A 19,369-nucleotide genomic window follows, 5' to 3' on the forward strand; every position below is an offset into this window, starting at 1 on the left:
CCTGATCGGATCGCCGCCGCGGGTTACCGGTCGGTAGCGACTTGTTCGAGCAATATCTTCGCGCAACCGGCCGGATCGTCGTAGAAGGGGGTGTGACCGCTGCCGGGCAGCGTGATGTGGCGGGCATCGGGCAGCCATTGCCGGGCCCGTCGGCTCTGGGTGCGGTAGGTCAGTAGCACGTCGTGGTCGCCCCAGGCGATCGTGACCGGGATGCGCGCGAGCCGGCCGCCGTCGCGCAACCGGGCCGAATCGAAGGAGGCCAGCGCGGGGCGGAACCCCGCCGAGTTCAGCACGCCGTCGGCCGTCGCCAGCGCGGTAGCGGTGTCCAGGGCCCACGGGCGGCCGAAGACGATGCTCAGAAAGGCCGTGCGGCCGGCGCGACTGCCGAGGATTCGCGGCAGCAGCGATTCGAGGCCGCGCCCGATCGTGGCCGACCGGCCCAGTGCCTGCTGGCACCAGATGCGCCCGGCGTCCGACCAGAATCCGATGGGCGAATAGGCGGTGACCGATCGAGCGATGCCGCGCGCCGCCAGATTCAGCGCGATCAGCCCGCCCATCGAATTACCCGCCAGATGCGGGTGCTCGATGCCCTGGTCGATGAGGAAGGCGTGCACGGCGTCGGTGAGAGTGTCGACGGTGGTGTCCGGCAGGGGTGCGGTCTCGCCGAAACCCGGCAGGTCCACCGCGATGACGTCGAAGCCGGTGGCCAGGCTCTCGATGACCGGCTCCCATACCTGCCAGCGGCTGCCGACGCCGTGGATCAGGACCAGCGGTTCACCGGTGCCGGCCCGGTGGTGATTCAACATCATTTCGCAACTCCCGCACCGAGACTCGGAGGCCGACCAGGACGACGCCGGACCGGAACACCCTAACAATCATTGGCGTCCAGCCAACAGCTTCGGTATCGGGCGTCCCGGCGAATTGTGACGGGTCCGGTTTTGCCGACTCGGACTGTTGTCCGGCGGCTCGATGGGGCAGTATCACCCTGCGCGGTCCGCACGTGTTGCGCGCCGTGATTGCTGATACGCCTGAGAATTGAGGAACAGTTGAGGATTTCGCTGATCGCCGCCGCCTGCATCGCGCTGCCACTGTTGGGTGCGTGCGGCTCCCAGGATTCGCAGCCGACCGTCACCGAGGCCGACCTGGCGAAGTCTCTACAGGCCAGCGGGCTCCCGGACAATCCGCAACTCGCCAACTGCGCCGCGAAAGTCTATATGGACGAGGGGATTTCGCAGGACGGCCTGCGGAAGATGACCAAGCCGGGCAGCGCCGCGCCGTCCGCCGACGGCACCATGGGTGGGCTGAGCAAGGAAGACACCGACAAGGTGCGCTCGGCCAGCGAGAAGATCGCCACCCAGTGCATGCCGAAGCCCGCACAGTAATTCGCTGAACGCGGGCGTCGCCGGATCTACGGTGGTCATATGGCTACCACGGAGTACCGGCACCTGCTCGTGAACCGCACCGGTGACACCCTGCGTATCACCATGAACCGGCCGGACCGGCGCAATGCCCTCTCGGCCGACCATCTCGCGGAGTTGCTGGCCGCCTTTCGCGCGGCCGGTGACACCGACGCCACCGGAATCGTGCTCGCCGCCAACGGGCCGGTGTTCTCCGCCGGTCACGATTTCGCCGATGTCGCCGCCCGCGATCTGCCGGGCGTGCGTGACCTGCTGCGGTTGTGCACCCAGGTCATGCAGGCCGTCGAGGAGGCCCCGCAGGTCGTCGTCGCGCGCGTGCACGGCCTGGCGACGGCGGCCGGCTGTCAGCTGGTGGCCTCATGTGATCTCGCGGTGGCCGCCGCCTCCGCCGGCTTCGCCCTGCCCGGCGGCAAAGGCGGCTGGTTCTGTCACACCCCCGCGGTCCCGGTGGCCCGCTCGATCGGCCGCAAACGCCTGATGGAGATGGCTCTCACCGGCGATCCCATCGACGCGGCCACCGCAGCCGACTGGGGATTGATCAACCGGGCCGTGCCCGATGCCGACCTCGATGCGGCGGTCACCGATCTCCTCGCCCGCGCCACCCGCGGCAGCCGGGCCGGTAAGGCGCTCGGCAAGCGCACGCTCTACGCCCAGCTCGACCGTCCCGAGGCCGACGCGTACACCATCGCGATCGAGGTCATGGCCGCGGCATCTCAGTTCGCCGGAGCCCGCGAGGGGATGGATGCCTTCCTGAACAAGCGCAGCCCGGTCTGGCCGGATTAGCCACGGTCGCGAAAACCGTTGCCGCCGTGGTCTCGTGGCCGGTGACAGCTCGCCGTGCGTCGGCACCTCGGGATTGGTAGCTTCGAAACCATTTCTCGGGCTGTGCGTGAAGGGGATCCTCGGTGGACCAGGTGTATCTGTGGGAGGAGGATTCGCCGGCCCCCGCCGAGACCAATACGGATCGGATGGAGCACTGGCACGAGTACATCCACACCAGGCAGGGGACGGTCGGGCTGGCCTTCGACGACACCGCCGGCGATTTCTGGTGGTCGACGACCGCACAGCAGGTCGGCCGGATGCAGATCGTGCGGTTCGGGTCCGATCCGGTGCACTACCACCGAACCAGGCGCGATGTGCGCGGCGACGACGACGACAGCTTCCGGCTGCTGCTTCCGTTGAGCGGGGAATTCAAGTTCAGACAGGGTGATACCGCGGAAATCGTCGGTCCGGGAAAGCTGGCGTTCTTCCATTGGGGTTCGCCGATGGTCATGCGACAGGACGAACCGTTGGACGCGCTGATCCTGACGGTGCCGGAGCAGTCGGTACACGTGAGCCGTGCCCGTGACGCGCCGCTGGCCCTGGACGGGAGCCGGCCCCTGATGCGCTCTCTGGTGAGTCAGCTCGATCTGCTGCACGCCGGCTGCGGGGAATGGACCGCGGTGGATTTCAGCGTCGCGTTCTCCAGTGCGCTCCTGCTGCTCGACGGGGTGCTCAATCGGACGCGCGCGGTAGCGTCCGGCAGACACGCGGTGCTGGCCGCGCGCGCTCGCGAACTCATGGAGATCCACGCGGGCGACAGCAAGCTGACTCCGGATGCCGTCGCCAGGATGTGCGGGTGCTCGTTGCGGACCCTGCACACCGCGCTGACCGATTCCGCCGGGATGGCGCCGGCGGCATTGCTGCGCTCGATCCGCCTCGACCGTGCCCGCCGGCGGCTGTCCTCGCCGCTGTCGGTCGACCTGGACGCGATTGCCCGGGAGACCGGCTTCGGCACCACGCGCCGGTTCCGCGAGGCATTCCGGCGCCGATACGAACAGACCCCGGAGCAGATGCGCGCGGAGCTGTACGGGTAGCCCGAAGGAACTGCGAAGATCGCGCCGGAGCCGAAGTGGCAGCGGTGCAACACTGTTCGGATTCCATCATGCCCCGCACGGGCGTGCCGAAATGCGCCCGAAAATTGCCAGAAATCGGTTGTTGTGGCGGCTAACGTTTTTCGGGTGCCACCTGGAGGGGAGGTGGCAACTGCCACCCAGGGCGATTCGCCGCAGCCGAACGAGCCGGATGTGCTGCTCCGAATCCACCTGGACCTGCTGCACGAACGGGAGTTGACGTTCGTGGCGTGTGCATCCGCGGCACATCGGTTCGCCGATTATTGGACCGCCTACCACGGACCCGGCACCGTCACATTCGCGGCGCCGGGTCGCCGATACCCGAGATTGCCCTGTGAACGACTGTGGACACTTCCGTAGTCCCCGTCCTGCCTCGATCCGGACCGCCGCTGCGCGATCATGAGCTGAGCATTCGTCGGGAAGGGAGCCGTGAGATGAAGTTCCGCACCGAAGTCGAGCCACCCGAACCGATGCGCGGGCTCGCGGTGCCACCCGAGGTGGTCGAGGCCCTCGGCGGTGGCAAGCGGCCCCGCATCCGGGTCACGCTCAACGGCCACACCTGGAGTACTCGCATCGCAATCATGCGCGGCCGCAATCTGATCGGACTGAGCAACGCCAACCGCACCGCCGCGGGCGTTTCCGTGGGCGAGCGGGTCGAGGTGCGGATGGAACTCGACACCGAGCCGCTGACGGTCACCGAACCCGAGGACTTCACCGCCGCCCTGGCCGCCGATCCCGTGGCCCGCGCGGCCTACGAGCGGTCGACGGTCAGTCAGCGACGGCAGTTCGTCCGGATGATCGAGGCAGCCAAGCAGGAACGGACTCGGATGCGTCGGATCGAGAAGGTACTGACCGAACTTCGAGAGAAGGGATGAGCACCGCACATCGTCGCCGGGGCGCATCGATGTGTCCCGGCGCCTGATCTGGGGCAGGATCGAATCATGGGGTATCCGCAGCAATATCCACCGGAATACGGCGTCCATCCGGGCTATCCGCAGCCGTATATGTATCCGCCGCCACGAAAGCCGGTGTGGCCGTGGGTGGTCGGCAGTATCGCGATCGTGGTGGGGATCGCCGCGGCCATCGGCATCGTTGTCGTCGTCGCGCACAAGGACGACAAGCCCGCGGTCGCCGCCCCCATCACGCTCGTCTACGAGGTCACCGGTGATGTGCCGACACCACCGGACATCAACTATGTCCCGGCACAGGGGGACGGGGTGCATATGACGCCGGAATCCCTGCCCTGGCGGATGGAGGTCACGATGACGAAGTCGAAGACGGCCGACAGAGGTTTCGTCAGCGCCTACACCGGCCCCAGAGAGATCACCGGCGGAGTCACCTGCCGCATCTTCCGCGACGGCAAGGTGGTGGTGCAGGACACGGTCACCGGTTCCGGCACCGCGAGCTGCGTGACCTTCTTCAGGTAGTGCGGCGCGCTCAGGACAGCAGCGCGGCCGTATCGCCGATGTTCAGCGGCGCGGTGGGGGGAAAGGTCACCGGCAGTCCCGTCAGGGCTCGATGGAACGGCCCGGGACGCCAGCTCGGCCCGCCGGTCGGTGTCACGAGGCGGAGTTCGGGCAGTGCGTCCAGGAGCTGGTCGATCGATTCCTGAGCGATCAGATATGCCAGCGACTGGGCCGGGCAGGCGTGCGGGCCGATGCCCCACGCCAGATGCGATCGATTTCCGGTCATGTCCTCGCTGCGAATGGCGGGGTCGTTGTTGCAGGCGGCCATACTGATGACCACCGGCTGATTGGCGGGCAGCCAGACATCCTCGATCAGGATCGGCTGACGCGGGTAGGTGATCAGCAGGTTGGCCAGCGGGGGATCGTTGAACAGCACCTCGTCCACCGCGTCGCGCGAGGACAGATTGCCGCCGAGCACACTGCCGCCGAAGCGCTTGTCGCTCAGCACGAGCAGCAGCGTGTTGGCGATCAGGTTCAGCTCGAATTCGATTCCCGTGCCGTAGATCTGGGAAATGTGGTGCGAGACCTCGGTATCGTCGAGGGCCGCTCCGTGTCGCTGCAGAACCGAGGTGATGTCATTGCCGGGCTCGGCGCGTTTGAGCGCCACCAGATTCATCAGTGCCTCGCCGAGAATCCGGCTGCCCTTCTCGGCGTCGACGCCCTCCAGCAGCGCGGCCGTGCCGGCCGCGACCTGCTGTCCGATCTCCGGCGGGCACCCGAGCATGAAGTTCACCAGATCGAACACCAGCGGGTAGATGTACTGAGTGATCAGTTCCGCGTGGCCGTCCCGGCAGAAACTGTTGATCAGGGGGAGCGCGGTCCGTTCCACGGCCTCGCGCAGCGAGTAGAGATCCACGGCGTCCACACCCGAGGTGATGGCCTGCCGGTATCGGGCGAAATCGGTCCCGGAACTTCGGCTGGCCATCGGCCGCCATTCCAGCAGGGGAAGGATCGGGCAGTCGGCCGGCACCGTCTGCTGCCAGGCGCGCGGGTCCGCGGGAAAGTGTTCGGGATCGTTGAGGATCCGGACGGCGGTGCGATAGCCGATCACCAGCGTGGCGGGTACCGCCGGCGCCAGCTCCACCGGCGCCAGCGAGCCGTACCTGCTGCGCATGTCGCGGTAGACCCGATGCGGGTCATCGGAGAATTCCGGGGAATACAGAGCTACTCGCGGACCGTCGTAGCTGGTCGGCGAGCCGTGGGAAACGGGGCACATCGAAGGATGGGTCGAGAACTGCGACGTACTCATCGACTACTCCAGTTGTCGTATGGCGCGCTGGATGTTCTGTTGTTGAAAAAGAGGCAGCCGAACGGATTTCGATCGGCCGTGATTCTGCGGCGGGTTCGCTCACACCCCGAGGGCGGTCAGCGAATCGAGGTCGTCGATCGCCGTGGTGATGCGTCGCATCAGTGTCAGACAGGTCTCGTTCGACTGCATCTTCGGCTGATAACTCGCGCGCCCGATCGTGAAAGCCCAAGCGGCATAGGCGAATAGCGACTGTTGCCGATACAGCAGCCACGCGTCGTCGAACGCCGGCGGCTTACCGCCGGCCCGGCCCAGCTCGTCCAGATATGCCGCGAGCAGGTCCTTGTCCCAGAGCCGGCGATCCTCCGGCTCGCAGCCGGAATTGACGGTGTAGGCGAAATCGTGCGCCCATCCGCCTCGCATGACGACCTGCCAATCGACGAAACCCATTCGGCCGCTGTCGGTTCGGTATGTCTGCCCGATGTGCGGGTCGCCGTGCAGCAGCGTCGGCGGAACGTCCTCGGTCGCGATGGTGACCGCGCGCTCCACTCCCGCCCACAGCCGTTCGCTGCGGCCGTGCAATGCGCCCGGCACGACCTCTGCGGCCCGGTCCAGGCCCACTTCACAACGCTTCTTCATATCGATGGCCGAGAGGTACACGTCCAGCATGTAGGCCGGGGTGTTGAGTGTCCCGATCGAGTCGGATTCCCAGAATGTGCCGTGCAGCCGGGCGAGATTGCGGACCAGATCCTCGGCCTGCGCACGCGTGATCGAAGCGCTCGGCTCGCTGAAGACGGCGCCGCGCGTCGTGGCGATATCCTCCATCAGTGCGATCGACCGCCACGACGCCGGATCCGATGCGCCCCAATATCCGATCGGCGCTTCGATATCGAGGGTGGGACGGAAGTCGCGAAAGAATCGGGTCTCCCCGTCGATCATCTTTCCGCCGCCCAGCAGAATTCGCTGGCTGAAAGTCGTCGTGGTCTTCGCGAACAGGGCCGTCGGCAAACCGGCTTCGGTACCCGCATCGTTGTATTCGACCCGGATCGCGACCCTGGTCGAGGTGCCACTGCTACCGTTCGATGTCTCGAAACCCGACACCTCGGCGCCGGGAACCTCGGCACACAGCACCGCGGTCAGCCACTCGGGAGTCAGGTGATCGCCGGAGACCGGCACATCGCCGAGCGATCGCGATTTGGGTCCCAGAATCTTCTCGCCGAGCATCCGAGTGCCGACGGTGGCGGATCGGCCCAGCAGCCAGAGCTTGTGATTCACGCACGTATCTCGATTCCGGTGTTCGACGATCGTCGGAGCAAACGGTCCGCACGCCGCGGCACCGGATGCACAGTACCGCACCGGATTCGAATGTGTTGCGCTCCAACAAAATACCCGGATCTTTCATTTCCTGAGCTAAATAGATACAGACAAGTCGGCTTGAACGGCAATATCTTTGATTCTGGCCGGTCCGGCGCTTCGGGCCGTTCGGATCACCGGTGTCATCGAATTCTGCTGTGCGGGAACATATTCGGATGTCACCATTTCTTTCGGATGCCATCTGCTGGGCAGGTCGGCGTTCCCGTGCGCTGAGATAAGGTGGGCCGGAAATCTCAAAAATGCAACGCTATGCAATGTGCCGTTATATAGTGGCACGATAGCTAGGGGGGCTGCGTGGTGCTGTCAGGCAGACCCCTGTACACAAGCGCACTCGAGTAGGAAACGAATGAACTCAGCGATATCCGGCCGCTCTTTCCGTCGTACGCTCGTCTCGGCGGTCGCCGCGTCAGCGCTCATCCTGGTGCCGGTCGGCGCCATGGCCGGGCCGGCGTTCGCCGATCCGGTGGCGCTCGAACCCGCTGATGGCGTCGCTGCCACCGGTCTGTTCGACAAGCCCGATTCGAGCGGGGCCGGCAAGTCCGATTCGCACAAACCCGAAAAATCCGATTCGCACAAATCCGATAAGCCCGAGTCGCGGCGGCCGGGTAAGCCCGATTCGCATCGGCCGGACAAGCCGAACCCGCCCAAGGCCAAGCCTCGGCCGGATCGCCCGCGTCCGCCGCGGCCCGACCACGATCATCACCGGCACGACGAATACAACCAGTACAACCAGTACAACGAGTACAACCGGTACAACGACTACGACGACGACTACGACGACTATCCGAACTATCCCGGGCCGGGCCCGGTGGCCCCGCCGCTCCCGGGCACCGGCAGCGCGATGCCGCAACTGCCACAGTTGCCGCAACTGCCCGGACTGCCCCCCATCGGCTGATCGACGGCCCGGGCGGTGCGTCGGCAGGGCGGCATCTGCGTGGGCTGTCGCTCCCGGTGACACAACTGTCACCGATCACCGAAACCGAAGCCTCGCTGGCGATTACAGCCAGCGGGGCTTCTTCGTGCCCGATCGACGTGATGCGCGGGACCCGTCGATTCGACGGACCTGCTCGCCATGTTCGACGTGGCTGCCCGAAGGGGTGCGAGATGGAGATGTCCAGCGTGCCGAAAAGCGGGTCGTGGGGCGAAGCAAGCCGCACCCCCTGCCTCGGCGAGGTGCTCGGCAGAACCAGCCGAGTTTGCGAAAACCCCTGACAGGGGAAATTTTTGGAGAGCCGGTGACGGGAATCGAACCCGCACTCTCAGCTTGGGAAGCTGATGTTCTACCACTAAACTACACCGGCATAACGTCCTATCGGACCCGCTGAGAAGATATCAGACCGCTCGGCCGATGCTCAACTTACCAGGTGGCGGGGTGGATATCGGCCGCTGCTCGGTGCTGCGGACGCAATTCCCCGATTGCTTGCGTGCGGCGGGCGCGGTGGGGGCTCCCGGTTTCGGTCGGCTACCGCGCGGTGCGCTCCGGGCGGATGGCTGTCAAGGCTGGAAGTGGTTGTTGTGCAACGGCATTCATCTCGTCGATCAACGCGTTCGGTTCGTCTTTCGGTGCGACCGCGCAGGTGGCCACGAATGCTTCGACCCGGCTCGCCGACCACAGCAGGGCGGCCACGAACGGGATGGGGAGATGGGCGAAAAGGGCGATCGGACGAGGGGTGATGGCATCGCCGAGGTCGCGGACGAGGCGAAGGCCCTCGCGCATGGCCCGCGCCAGCCTTCGTGCGTCGGCGTAATCGACTCCTCGGCCTCGTTGCGCGGCCATGGCACCGGTCAGCAGCACCGGGAGAATGAACGCCGCGTGGGTTCGCAGCCAGCTCTGCATGTCGGGATGTGCGGCGGACGGGATCGCGGCGGCGGAGAAGACCTTCGCCCAGCCGGGGTCGGAGACCGTCGTGGTGCCACGGCTCAGAATGTTCGACGCCAGCCGTCCGTCCTCGATCCCGGCCACGATCGATGGGAAGCCGAAGCGGGCCCGTTCGGCGCCGACTGCCGAACGGAGGTGGTCGAGCGGCTCGAATGTGTTGAACATGAACATGATTCGACGGGCAGCGCAGGCGGACAGGCTCGGCAGGAGTTGTTCCACGTCGGAGGTGAGTACCGTGACGAGCACGAGGTCCCATTCCGTGCTGATGTCCAGCTGATCCGCGACCTGTACCCCGGCCCGTTCTCCGGTCGTTCTCACGATCGCCCGGTCCCGATGGAGCTGCTGTCGCCGCGTGCCGCGGGCGACCACGGTGACGTCGTGGCCGGCCTGTGCGAGTTGGAAGGCGAAGGTGCTGCCGATGCCGCCTGGGCCGATCACGGCGATCCGCAGCGGGGAGATGTCGACGGGGTCGGACACGATTGCTCCTGACTGGTGGAAGGGCGAGGTTGGCGACCGTTCGGTGCCCGGAAATCAGTCAACGCTCGTAGACTGAAAATAGCCGCGCGACGTGATTCAGTCAACTGTCGTAGACTGAAATGATGGGCAGTCTTCCAACCGGCCGTGCCGATCAGCGCCGCCGTACACAGGAACGCATCCTCGCGGCGGCCCAGAAGCTCTTCACGGAGCTCGGTTACGACAGGGCCACGATTCGTGGCATCGCGGTCGAGGCCGAGACGGATCCTGGTCTGGTCATGCGCTACTTCGGTTCCAAGGGTGAATTGTTCGCGGCGGTAGCGGGATTCGAGCCCGCCGCGGTCGTGACGGGCAGTCCGCACGAGGCCACCGAGCAGTTGTTGTCGGCACTGCAAGCCAAGGTCGCCGAACCGCCCGCCGAGGCGCTGGCGGCCATCCGGTCGATGTTCACCCACCCGGCCGCCGCAAACGACATTCGCGCGGGGATGGTCGCCGCCCAGCGTCAGGTTGCGGAGCATCTCCCCGACGATGAGGCCGACCTGCGGGCGGGGCTGTTGGGGGCTGTCCTGATCGGCACCGTCATCGGCCGTCACCTGCTGCAGTTGGACGGGCTGTCCGACGCCGACCCGGAACGGGTTGCCGCTCTGTTGCGCAGCGCATTTCATGACATCGCGCACGGACCGGCCGTGCCCGCCGCACAATGAGACGGTCACACCGATCGGCGCTCGCCCGCCGATGCATGGGCGAAGCTCCCGGCCTGGATCACGACACACCCGTTCCGGGCTCGCCCACCGCGCGTGCGCCCCTTCCGGCACCCCCGCGGGCTCCGTATCGAAATCGGTGACCGCGCGTTCGTCAACCAGGGCTGCACACTTTTCGGATCAGGGCGGTACCGGGCTGAGGGATGGTGTACACATCGGACCGAAGACAAACCCCATCTCGTCGGATCATCCCCTCGATCGCACGGACCGGAGCGAGTTCAGCACGCGCGGGCGTCCGCACGATCGAGTCCGGCGAACGGCTCGGTGTGTCCGTCACCGTGCTCCCCGGTGTCACGATCGGTCACGGCGCCGTCGTCGGTGCCGGATCCGTGGTGGCAGTGGCGGTAAAAGGATGTTCCGCCGAAAACACTGGCGATCGAACCGGTCGCCGCCGAACGGAAGCCATGGAACGCCTGAGCCCAGGGACGCGAAGAAGGCGGGACCCTTCCGGGCGGCCGCCGGCCCCGCAGTATCGTGTGCCGATGATCAACGTCCGAGCGAAGATCTGTGGCATCCGCAGCGAGTCCGATGTCCGGGCCGTCGTCGCGGCCGATGCCGATGCGGCGGGGTTCATTTCGGGCACGACCCATTTCAGCGAGGACGAAGTCGACGTCGAGCGTGCCCGGCGGTTGTCGGGGCTGATGCCCTCGTCGATCGAGCGAGTCCTGGTCACCCACCTCACCGATTCGGGGGCCGTGCTGCGGCTGGCCGACCGAATCGATGTGGACTGCATCCAGTTGCACGGGCTGGTGTCGCTGCAGACCGTGCGCGAGGTGCGGCGTAGCGCGGCGGGACGCCGGGTGATCCGCGCGGTCCATGTCACCGGACCGGAGGCGGTCGGCGACGCCGAGCGGGCGGCGCCGAATTGCGATGGGATAGTGCTGGATTCCAGGTCGGCGAACCGCCTCGGTGGCACCGGGCGCACCCACGACTGGTCGATCAGCGCCAGCATCGTGGACCGGTTCGCCGGATCGACGTTCCCCGTGATGCTCGCCGGGGGGCTCAACCCGCGCAACCTCACCGCGGCGATCGACGCGGTGCGGCCGGCCTGGGTCGATGTCAATTCCGGTGTCGACGATTCGTGTGGCGACAAGGACCCGTCGAACTGCGTCGACTTCGTCAGGGCGGCACACGGTGCCGGGTCGCCGATCGCTGTTCCAGCCCGACTGCGATGAGAATGAGGCCCCCGGCCACGGCGGTCGCGGAGGTGGGCAACTGGTGGGTGCAGGCCGCCCCCACCAGTGTGGCCACCACCGCCTCGTTGAGCCCGATCACGCTGGCCGTCGCCGCGTCCAGCCATCGCAGCGCCTGCCAGTAGAGGGCGAAACCGGGCCCGAGCAGAGCCGCGCCCACAGCGGCAAGAGTGGCCGCGACCGATACCGACGGTGGATCGAGCAGCAGCAGTGGACTACTGGCGACTCCGCCGAGCAACAGTTGCAGCGCCGCGGACGCGGTCGTGTGGGACGGCTCCGGCTGCCGTGCGATCACACTGACCAGCATCGCCACACAGGCCGCGCTGCCGAGTGCCAGTCCGCATCCGACGACCACCGACCCGGCGATCGGGCCGGACCGGTAGCCCGTGACCAGCCAGATGGCCGCCGCGATCAGCAGCAGTTCCAGCAGTACCGGCGGGGTCGGCGCCCGCCGCCCGCGCAGCAGCGCCGCCGCGATGATCAATACCGGCGCCGTCAGGTGCAGGGCGACCACCACCGGCAGCGGGCCGACCCGCAACGCCGCGACGAACAGCGCCAGATTCGCGGCCTCGAGTATGCCCAGCCGGAGATACAAACCGGGGCGGGCGGTGAATGTCGCCCACGGATGCTGCCCGCGCAGCCGGGCACACACGAGCAGCGGCACGGCCCCGCCGAGAGCGACGAGGCCGGCGGTAGCCGGAGCCGCCAGTGCCGCCAGCAATGCGCTGGAGGTACCCCACAGGCAGGTCACGACGATCATGAGAGCGACCGGACCGGTCATGGGGCTACGCCAGAAGATAGGTGACCACCGGCATCACGAGCGCGGTGAACGCAGCGAACACCGCACTCGCCACCCGCTTCTTCGGTAATCGCGGAAAGCGGGTGGCCAGACCGCAATACGTGCTGAACGCCACGAGCGCCGTGCCCCAGACCACCAGTGCCCGGCTGCCGATCGTGCCGTAGACGGTCGCGAAGCTCACCGCCAACGCGAACACCGTGACACCGGCCGCCGTGCCGATCAGCGACAGTGCCTCTCCGGCAGTGGAGTTCATCAGCATGCGATGGCCGCGCACCGTGGCGATGGCTTGTGGATCGGTGCGGTGGGTGCCGTCGGCGCGGCAGATCTCGTCGTACACCTTCGCCGGGTTCACCCGCTCGTTGATCGCCGGCCGTACCTGCAGCAGAGCCTCCAGCGCCTGGGTGGTGGCGTAGGAGGTGACCGGTCCCTCGTCGGAGATGCGGAAGCCGCCCCGGTAGATGGCCAGCGCCTCCATCTCCTGCATATCGAGCAGTGCGACGATCGCCGCCCGTACCGCGGGATCGAAAATTGCTCGGCTGTCGGCGGATATCACCGCACCGACCGCCAGATGCAGGGTGAGATGGCGCCAGGTGTCGATGAGATCGTCACGCCGGAAGATCTCGGTCTCGATCTCGTATTCACCTCGGCGCAGTCCGGTCAGCAGTCGTTTGACCGCCAGTGCGCAGGCGCGCTCGGCGCGCTTGTCACCGATCCGGACGATCTCGATGCGAGCGAGCACGGTGGCGATGTGGGCCGCCGCGTACATCGGCAGCGAGCGCGGCTCCTGATACATCGCCGCCACCAGATAGCCGATTCCCCGCGAGATCGCCTGGTGCCGTTCGCCATCCAGCGCATCGTCACCGAGCAGCGCCTCGACGGCAGCGGCGGTCGCGGTGATCGAGACCGGGCCGAGAAAGCCCGACATGCGCCATCCGCCGGTCTCGGAATCCTGTTGGTCCAGTAGGGATCGCACGGCTCCGGCCAGGTGTGGATCGGTTTCCGCGACACCCAGGCAGCGCAGCGCACGGATCCGCCAGGCGACATCGATCGGGGTGCGGAAGTACCACTCGTCGCCGTTCGGCCGTTGCACGACGGTTGCCTGCACGAGCAGCGCGACCTTCGCGGCCCGCGGGATCTCGCAGCCGGCGCGGTGCAGAACGCAGACCACCTCCGCGGTGTTCTGCGGATTGGGCGGTACGTCGGGTATCCAGCCCCACCCCGCACCACCGTTGGGATGCGGTATCTGGCTGCCGCGTAACCATTCCACGGCCGTACGAATGCGCTCGTCGATGTTCGACATGGTCCTCGGCCCCCTCGGAACGGTATGCCCCGCGAACGTCCGGCGGGTGCTGGTAACCGCCAAGTTACCCGGGTGCTATGACAATCCGGCCGTCGTTTGGGTACCGAATCGACTGGTAGCGAACAGATTTCGGCCATGTCTCGAGATGGTTTCCGTCCGCGGGGCGGTGCCGCCGCGATATCGGCGGACAGCCAGCGGTTTTCGGCGGTGCGGCCCGCCCGCCGCGCACGTCGCGGCCGGGATTTATCGTGCGGTGGTCACCCTGTGACCAGAACTCGTCCGGTCCGAGTTCGAATTGCAACACGGCCTCCGGCCCGCATTCGGGCACATTCGCCGGGCTGACGCGGTCCACCAGGCTCGGGGCGATCGCGGCGATCCTCATCATCTGCGACGGAACGACTTTCGTCGCCCCGCGGACCGGGATGCTCGACATCCTCCAGGCGATGATCGTGATCGCGGTGTTCGGCTGGCTCACGATCAGCTCCGGCTGCCCGGCCGGCGGTCACAGCGCCCCGGTGGGCCGTCAGCTCATCGGTATGGTGCCGATCGGCGTGGTCGTCGGCGCGGGTGAGCCACCCGCGGGTTCCACGGTGACGGCCAATGTGTCACCACCCTGATAGGTGGTCACCAGCGGTGCGGTGGTGCTCGGCATCCGGTCCAGGACGCCCGCCGAACGCGGTGCGCCGCTGGGCGGGACCACCCACAGCTGATAGACGCGACCGTCGGGCGCCGGCGGCGTGCCGTCGAAAGCGACCGTGGCGGCGCCCATTCCGGGAGATGTCCGCACCGTGAGGTTGCCACCGGTCTCCAGCGATGTGGTCGTGGCGTGTGCGTCGGGTTGCCGCAGAATCTGTTCCGCACTCGGTGGCCCGGAGGTGTCGGTGGCGTGCTGATGCGCCAGGACCCCACCGCCGATGCCCGCGGCCGCCACCACGACGGCCACCGCGGCCAGCCACCGCAGCCCCGGCCGCCGTGCTGTTCGAGTGATCGGCACGGCCGCGGTGGGCTCGGCCGGGCGAGCGCGATCGAGCTCGGCCAGAATCCGGGTCTCCAGGTCCGGCGGCGGATCGGTCGCATCGAGGACCGACAAGGCTCCCATCGTGTCGCGGACCTCGCGTACCACGGTCGAGAAGGCCTGTGCGAGTTCGGTTCCGGCATCGGCGAGCCGGTGTTCGATATCGCCGCGCTCGGAGTCGTCGACCGCGTCGAGGGCGTAGGGGCAGGCCAGCTCGAGGAGATCGTCGGAGGTGTCAGGCATGTGAGACCACCCCCGACAGACAGTTCTGCAGCCGCTTCAGGGCATCGCGGATGCGGCTCTTGACCGTGGACAGCGGAGCATCGAGCTGGTCGGCGACCTCTCGATAGGTGCTTCCGCCGTAGTAGGCCAGGGCGATCGCCTCGCGCTGGGTGTCGGTGAGGGTGTCCAGGCAGTGCGCCACCGCCTGTTCCTCGAGCCGCTGGCCCACGGTCTCGGCGACGGCGTCGTGGTCGCGGCCCAGATGGGCGTGGCCGTAGACCCGATCGCGGACCGTCGAGGACTCCTCGGTGCGCACGCGGTCGACCGCGCGCCGGTGGGTGAGCATCATGAGCCAGCCGATCGGTGTCGACAGCGCCGGGTCGTAACGCTGTCCGGCCGTCCAGACCTGCAGGTACACCTCCTGGGTGACCTCCTCGGCCGCGCTGTGGCTGCGCAGTATCCGCAGCGCCAGTCCGAAGACCCGCGCGCTGGTGGCCCGGTAGAACCGGGTGAACGCGTCCCGGTTGCCGGTGGCCACCGCCGCGAGCAACGTCGCGAGTTCGCGCTGGGTGTCGGCACGCTCGCCGCCGCCCACCGGACACGAGGGCGGGGCCGCGTCGCCGGCCAGGCGGATGGAGTGGAACTCCGGATCACCGGTCATGGTCGCGTCCTGCTCGCATGAGAAGGGGTTCGACGTGCTCGGCGTGCCGGACGGGTGCGGCTCGGGAGAAATCTGCGGCGACCCCGCCGGTCGATCAGATGCCCAACCCGCGCGCGAGCACGGGCCAGGACTTCTTGAAGGCGTCCTGCCAGTAGCCCCAGGAGTGGGTGCCGTTGGCGGTGAAGTCGAACGTGGCAGGAATGCCCAACTGGCCCAGGCGGTTCTGGAAATTGTGGGTGCAGGCGTTGGCGCCGGCCTCGATCAGGCCACCGATCAGCATCTGGTCGGCGACGGCCTCTTCTCCCGAGGAGTAACCGTAGGTCAGGTATTTGCTGTCGGGAGTGTCGTAGGGACCGGGCATCCCGTTGCCCGAGGAGACGAACATGTTCACCCCGCGGAGGCGATCCGCGTGCAGGTAGGGGTCGTTGTCCGCCCACAGCGGGCTGGTGACCGGTCCCCACATGTTGTCCGGGTCGGCGTGGCCCCAGATCTTGATCATCTCCGAGACCACCTTCTGGCCCAGTGGGTCGCTGGTCTGGGCGCAACCGCTGTAGGAGGCGACGCTGCGATACAGGTCCGGTTTCGCGATCGCCAGTTCCAGCACCGAGTTTCCGGCCATCGACAGGCCCGCGACGGCATTGGCTCCGGACGTGCCGAGTGCGGCGTCGATCAGCGGCGGAAGTTCCTCGGTGAGAAAGGTTTTCCACTTGTTGCGGCCGAGTACCGGGTCATCTGCGATCCAGTCGGTGTACATACTCCACGCACCACCGATCGGCTGGACGGCATTGACGTTCTTGTCGTCCAGGAACTGCAGCACATCGGTGCGGGTGCCCCAGGTGGCCTGATCCTCACCGCCACCGGAGCCATTGAGCAGATACAGCACCGGGCGGGGGGCGGAGGTGTCGGCGGGACGCTGGACATCGACGGTGATGTCCTTGTTCATCGCCGCCGAATGCACGGCGAGTGACAGGTGGCGCCGATCATGGACCTCGACGCCGGTGATCGTCGAGCCGTCGGCCGCGACCGTCGAGTCCGCCAACCGGCCCGAGGAGGTGATCGGATCGTCCGGTACGGCCGATGCGGTGCCGATCCCCGCGGTCATCGCGCACGCGGCGACGGTCGTGGCCAATGCGATACGCAGGACAGATCTGGTGCTCAATTCGTGAATCTCCAGTAGAGGTGAATCGCCCGACCGTCGAACATATCCGGAATCCACTCCGAGTCCAAGCCCTCATCGCGCCGGCCTGCGGTTCTCGGGCCGGTGCGGTCCGCGCGCGGGCGGTAACTAGGCTGGCCGCCGTGCTGCTTTCCGATCGCGACATACGTGCCGAGCTCGCCACCGGGCGACTCGGGCTGGAACCGTTCGACGAGAAATTGGTTCAGCCGTCGAGTATCGATGTGCGGCTGGATCGAATGTTCCGGGTGTTCAACAACACTCGATATACCCATATCGATCCCGCGCAGCGTCAGGACGAGCTCACCAGCCTGGTCGAACCGGGCGAGGGGGAGCCGTTCGTCCTGCATCCGGGCGAGTTCGTACTCGGCTCGACGCTCGAGGTGTGCTCGCTGCCCGATGATCTGGCCGGGCGGCTGGAGGGTAAATCGAGTCTGGGCCGGCTCGGTCTGCTCACTCATTCCACCGCGGGTTTCATCGATCCGGGTTTCAGCGGTCACATCACACTGGAATTGTCGAATGTGGCGAATCTGCCGATCACGTTGTGGCCGGGGATGAAGATCGGCCAGCTGTGCCTGTTCCGCCTCAGCAGCCCCTCGGAACATCCGTACGGCAGCGCCGCGGCCGGCTCCAAATATCAGGGTCAGCGTGGCCCCACCCCCTCGCGCGCCTATCTGAACTTCCCGCTGCCCGACAACACGGTTCCGCCGTCGCCGTCCTGACGCCCGAATGCCACGCCCGGAATCCGGACGTGGCATTCGTGGTGGCGCGTGTTCATCGCGGCGGTAGTACGTGATCTCCCGACTTGTCGGTGGACAGTGCCAGTGAACTGATGTACTGGATTTCGCCCTCGGGTCCGGGGACCGCGGAGGCGATCATGTCGGGGCGTTCGAAATCTATTCCGGTGACGTGACAGGTGAGCGTTTCACCGGACGGATTACCGTGCTCGTCGAACATGTCCATTTCGATTCCGTCGTGGTCGCGGCGCAGGTAGTACCTGCCCTTGGTGAGCACCGCGGTCAGCGGGGTGGCGGCCATTGCGATCACGACGGCGATGATCGGCGAATACGGCTTCAGGGTCGCACCGAAGACCCCGAAGAAAGCCATGATCGACAGCACCGCCGACAAACCGAATCCGACGAGTCCGACCGGATTGAAGTTGTAGAGCATGCCGCGCCGGAATTCGGGCTGCTTCGGTGACAGCTTCAGCACATACTTGTTGATCGTGATATCCGTTGCGACGGTGACGATCCAGGCGATACCGCAGTTGGCGTAGAACCCGAGGATGTCGTTGAGGAAGTCGAACATGTTGGCTTCCATCAACACCAGCGCGATCGCCAGATTCACGCCCAGGAACACCAGCCGGCCCGGATAGGTCTTGGTGACGCGGGTGAACGAGTTTGTCCACGCCAGCGATCCCGAATAGGCGTTGGTCACATTGATTTTGATCTGCGAGATGACCACCAGGACCACGGCCAGGGTCATGGCCAGCCAGGACGGCACCATATCCCGGTAGATCTCCAGGAACTGATGTACCGGCTGATTGGCGATGTTCTGCGCGCCCGGCAGATTCGCGATCAGATAGACGGCCAGGAAGAGTCCGACGACCTGTTTGATGGCACCGAACAGCACCCAGCCCGGACCGGCCAGCAGCATCCAGCCCCACCATTTGCGGGCATTGTCGGGAGTCTTCGGCGGCATGAAACGCAGATAGTCGATCTGCTCGGCGATCTGCGCGATCAGTGACAGGCACACGCCCGCGGCCAGCAGGGCACCGGACAGGCTGACCCCGTTACCGTCCTTACCGCCGTAGGCGAAGAACGAGTCGATCGAATCGGGATGCCGGATCAGCAGGAAGACGAACGGCAGCACCATCAGCACCAGCCACAGCGGTGTCGTCCAGACCTGCAGTTTCGCGAGTGTGTTCATCCCGTAGATCACCAGCGGGAAGATCAGCAGCGTGGAGACCAGATAGCCGAGCCACAGCGGTATGTGCAGCCCCAGATTCAGCCCCTGCGCCATGATCGAACCCTCGGTGGCGAAGAAGATGAAGGTGAACGAGGCGAACACCAGATTGGTGATCACCGACCCGTAGTATCCGAATCCGCTGCCGCGGGTGATCAGATCCAGATCGATGTTGTAGCGCGCGGCATAGTAGGCCAGCGGAAATCCGGTGATCATGATGATCACCGCGAAGATGCCGATGCCGAGCAGTGCGTTTCCGGTGCCGTTGGCGATGCCGACATTCGCACCGATCGAGAAGTCCGCCAGATAGGCGATACCGCCCAGTGCCGATACGCCGACCACGGCCGGACTCCATTTGCGGTAGCTGCGCGGTGCGAAGCGCAGCGTGTAGTCCTCCAGGGTTTCCTTCGTCGCGGCGACAGCGGTCGCCGGACGGGATTGCACATCCACCACGATCTACTCCTCATCGTTCCCGCGCACAGCGCGGCCCCTCGAGGGTGCGGGCGGGATGTGGTGTCCGTTTTTCCGTC

General features: G+C 66.5%; 20 protein-coding genes and 1 tRNA gene. 10 read left to right on the top strand and 11 right to left on the bottom strand.

What is annotated here, in order from left to right; genetic code table 11:
- Positions 1–23: 23 nt before the first annotated feature.
- On the bottom strand, positions 24–809 hold the full coding sequence (locus tag AB0L57_RS08280; protein WP_364958896.1) for an alpha/beta hydrolase: 786 nt from the start codon (positions 807–809) through the stop codon (positions 24–26).
- Between the two features lie 237 nt (positions 810–1,046).
- Here AB0L57_RS08280 and AB0L57_RS08285 point away from each other — a divergent pair, with 237 nt between their 5' ends.
- The 6 genes from AB0L57_RS08285 to AB0L57_RS08310 all read left to right on the top strand — a co-directional run bounded on the left by AB0L57_RS08285 (position 1,047) and on the right by AB0L57_RS08310 (position 4,737).
- On the top strand, positions 1,047–1,382 hold the full coding sequence (locus AB0L57_RS08285; protein WP_364958898.1) for a hypothetical protein: 336 nt from the start codon (positions 1,047–1,049) through the stop codon (positions 1,380–1,382).
- A gap of 39 nt (positions 1,383–1,421) precedes the next feature.
- Positions 1,422–2,201 carry an enoyl-CoA hydratase-related protein gene (locus tag AB0L57_RS08290; RefSeq protein WP_364958900.1) on the top strand — a complete coding sequence of 260 codons (780 nt, stop codon included), beginning with the start codon at positions 1,422–1,424 and terminating at the stop codon, positions 2,199–2,201.
- A gap of 122 nt (positions 2,202–2,323) precedes the next feature.
- Complete coding sequence (locus tag AB0L57_RS08295; protein ID WP_364958902.1) at positions 2,324–3,274, top strand: AraC family transcriptional regulator; 951 nt, start codon at positions 2,324–2,326, stop codon at positions 3,272–3,274.
- A 162-nt stretch (positions 3,275–3,436) separates the two neighbouring features.
- Entirely contained in the window at positions 3,437–3,670 is a 234-nt protein-coding gene (locus AB0L57_RS08300) for a hypothetical protein (RefSeq protein WP_364958904.1), read from the top strand.
- A gap of 74 nt (positions 3,671–3,744) precedes the next feature.
- Complete coding sequence (locus AB0L57_RS08305) at positions 3,745–4,185, top strand: YdeI/OmpD-associated family protein (RefSeq protein ID WP_364958906.1); 441 nt, start codon at positions 3,745–3,747, stop codon at positions 4,183–4,185.
- Positions 4,186–4,251: 66 nt separating this feature from the next.
- Positions 4,252–4,737 (top strand): MmpS family transport accessory protein, encoded by a 486-nt coding sequence (locus tag AB0L57_RS08310; protein WP_364958907.1) that lies wholly within the window; start codon positions 4,252–4,254, stop codon positions 4,735–4,737.
- A 10-nt stretch (positions 4,738–4,747) separates the two neighbouring features.
- Here the strand turns inward: AB0L57_RS08310 and AB0L57_RS08315 are convergent, their stop codons facing one another.
- Positions 4,748–6,025 carry a cytochrome P450 gene (locus AB0L57_RS08315; RefSeq protein ID WP_364958909.1) on the bottom strand — a complete coding sequence of 426 codons (1,278 nt, stop codon included), beginning with the start codon at positions 6,023–6,025 and terminating at the stop codon, positions 4,748–4,750.
- A 99-nt stretch (positions 6,026–6,124) separates the two neighbouring features.
- Entirely contained in the window at positions 6,125–7,297 is a 1,173-nt protein-coding gene (locus tag AB0L57_RS08320) for an aminoglycoside phosphotransferase family protein (protein WP_364958910.1), read from the bottom strand.
- Between the two features lie 445 nt (positions 7,298–7,742).
- Between AB0L57_RS08320 and AB0L57_RS08325 the strand changes: the two genes are divergently transcribed.
- Positions 7,743–8,291 (top strand): hypothetical protein, encoded by a 549-nt coding sequence (locus tag AB0L57_RS08325; protein WP_364958912.1) that lies wholly within the window; start codon positions 7,743–7,745, stop codon positions 8,289–8,291.
- Positions 8,292–8,626: 335 nt separating this feature from the next.
- On the opposite strand, the gene AB0L57_RS08330 is transcribed toward AB0L57_RS08325, so the two are convergent.
- Positions 8,627–8,697 (bottom strand) — tRNA-Gly (locus tag AB0L57_RS08330).
- A 161-nt stretch (positions 8,698–8,858) separates the two neighbouring features.
- Positions 8,859–9,752 (bottom strand): 2-dehydropantoate 2-reductase N-terminal domain-containing protein, encoded by an 894-nt coding sequence (locus tag AB0L57_RS08335; protein WP_364958914.1) that lies wholly within the window; start codon positions 9,750–9,752, stop codon positions 8,859–8,861.
- 122 nt (positions 9,753–9,874) lie between these two features.
- Between AB0L57_RS08335 and AB0L57_RS08340 the strand changes: the two genes are divergently transcribed.
- Together AB0L57_RS08340 and AB0L57_RS08345 are read left to right on the top strand one after the other, a co-directional pair.
- Entirely contained in the window at positions 9,875–10,453 is a 579-nt protein-coding gene (locus AB0L57_RS08340; RefSeq protein ID WP_364958916.1) for a TetR family transcriptional regulator, read from the top strand.
- Positions 10,454–10,992: 539 nt separating this feature from the next.
- On the top strand, positions 10,993–11,685 hold the full coding sequence (locus AB0L57_RS08345; protein WP_364958918.1) for a phosphoribosylanthranilate isomerase: 693 nt from the start codon (positions 10,993–10,995) through the stop codon (positions 11,683–11,685).
- Here the strand turns inward: AB0L57_RS08345 and AB0L57_RS08350 are convergent.
- The 5 genes from AB0L57_RS08350 to AB0L57_RS08370 form a co-directional block, all read right to left on the bottom strand.
- Entirely contained in the window at positions 11,630–12,484 is an 855-nt protein-coding gene (locus tag AB0L57_RS08350) for a DMT family transporter (protein WP_364958920.1), read from the bottom strand. The genes AB0L57_RS08345 and AB0L57_RS08350 overlap by 56 nt on opposite strands.
- 4 nt (positions 12,485–12,488) lie before the next feature.
- Positions 12,489–13,802, bottom strand: a complete 1,314-nt coding sequence (locus AB0L57_RS08355; RefSeq protein WP_364958921.1) for a prenyltransferase/squalene oxidase repeat-containing protein — start codon at positions 13,800–13,802, stop codon at positions 12,489–12,491.
- Positions 13,803–14,325: 523 nt separating this feature from the next.
- Positions 14,326–15,060: an anti-sigma factor gene (locus AB0L57_RS08360; RefSeq protein WP_364958923.1), complete on the bottom strand. Its 735-nt coding sequence runs from the start codon at positions 15,058–15,060 to the stop codon at positions 14,326–14,328.
- Positions 15,053–15,700 (bottom strand): ECF RNA polymerase sigma factor SigK, encoded by a 648-nt coding sequence (gene sigK / locus AB0L57_RS08365; RefSeq protein ID WP_364958925.1) that lies wholly within the window; start codon positions 15,698–15,700, stop codon positions 15,053–15,055. Before sigK ends, AB0L57_RS08360 begins: the two co-directional genes overlap by 8 nt.
- Before the next feature lie 94 nt (positions 15,701–15,794).
- The gene (locus tag AB0L57_RS08370; RefSeq protein WP_364958927.1) at positions 15,795–16,859 is read right to left on the bottom strand and encodes an alpha/beta hydrolase family protein; all 1,065 of its coding nucleotides are present in this window, start codon (positions 16,857–16,859) and stop codon (positions 15,795–15,797) included.
- A gap of 140 nt (positions 16,860–16,999) precedes the next feature.
- On the opposite strand from AB0L57_RS08370, the gene dcd reads away from it, so the two are divergent.
- Positions 17,000–17,596 (top strand): dCTP deaminase, encoded by a 597-nt coding sequence (dcd, locus tag AB0L57_RS08375; protein ID WP_364958929.1) that lies wholly within the window; start codon positions 17,000–17,002, stop codon positions 17,594–17,596.
- Between the two features lie 52 nt (positions 17,597–17,648).
- Here dcd and AB0L57_RS08380 read toward each other — a convergent pair whose 3' ends face one another.
- A complete protein-coding gene (locus tag AB0L57_RS08380) occupies positions 17,649–19,292 on the bottom strand; it encodes a hypothetical protein (protein ID WP_364958931.1) in 1,644 nt (547 codons plus the stop codon).
- Positions 19,293–19,369 lie beyond the last annotated feature (77 nt).

It is taken from the genome of Nocardia sp. NPDC052254 (assembly GCF_040679495.1).
Classification (GTDB): domain Bacteria; phylum Actinomycetota; class Actinomycetes; order Mycobacteriales; family Mycobacteriaceae; genus Nocardia.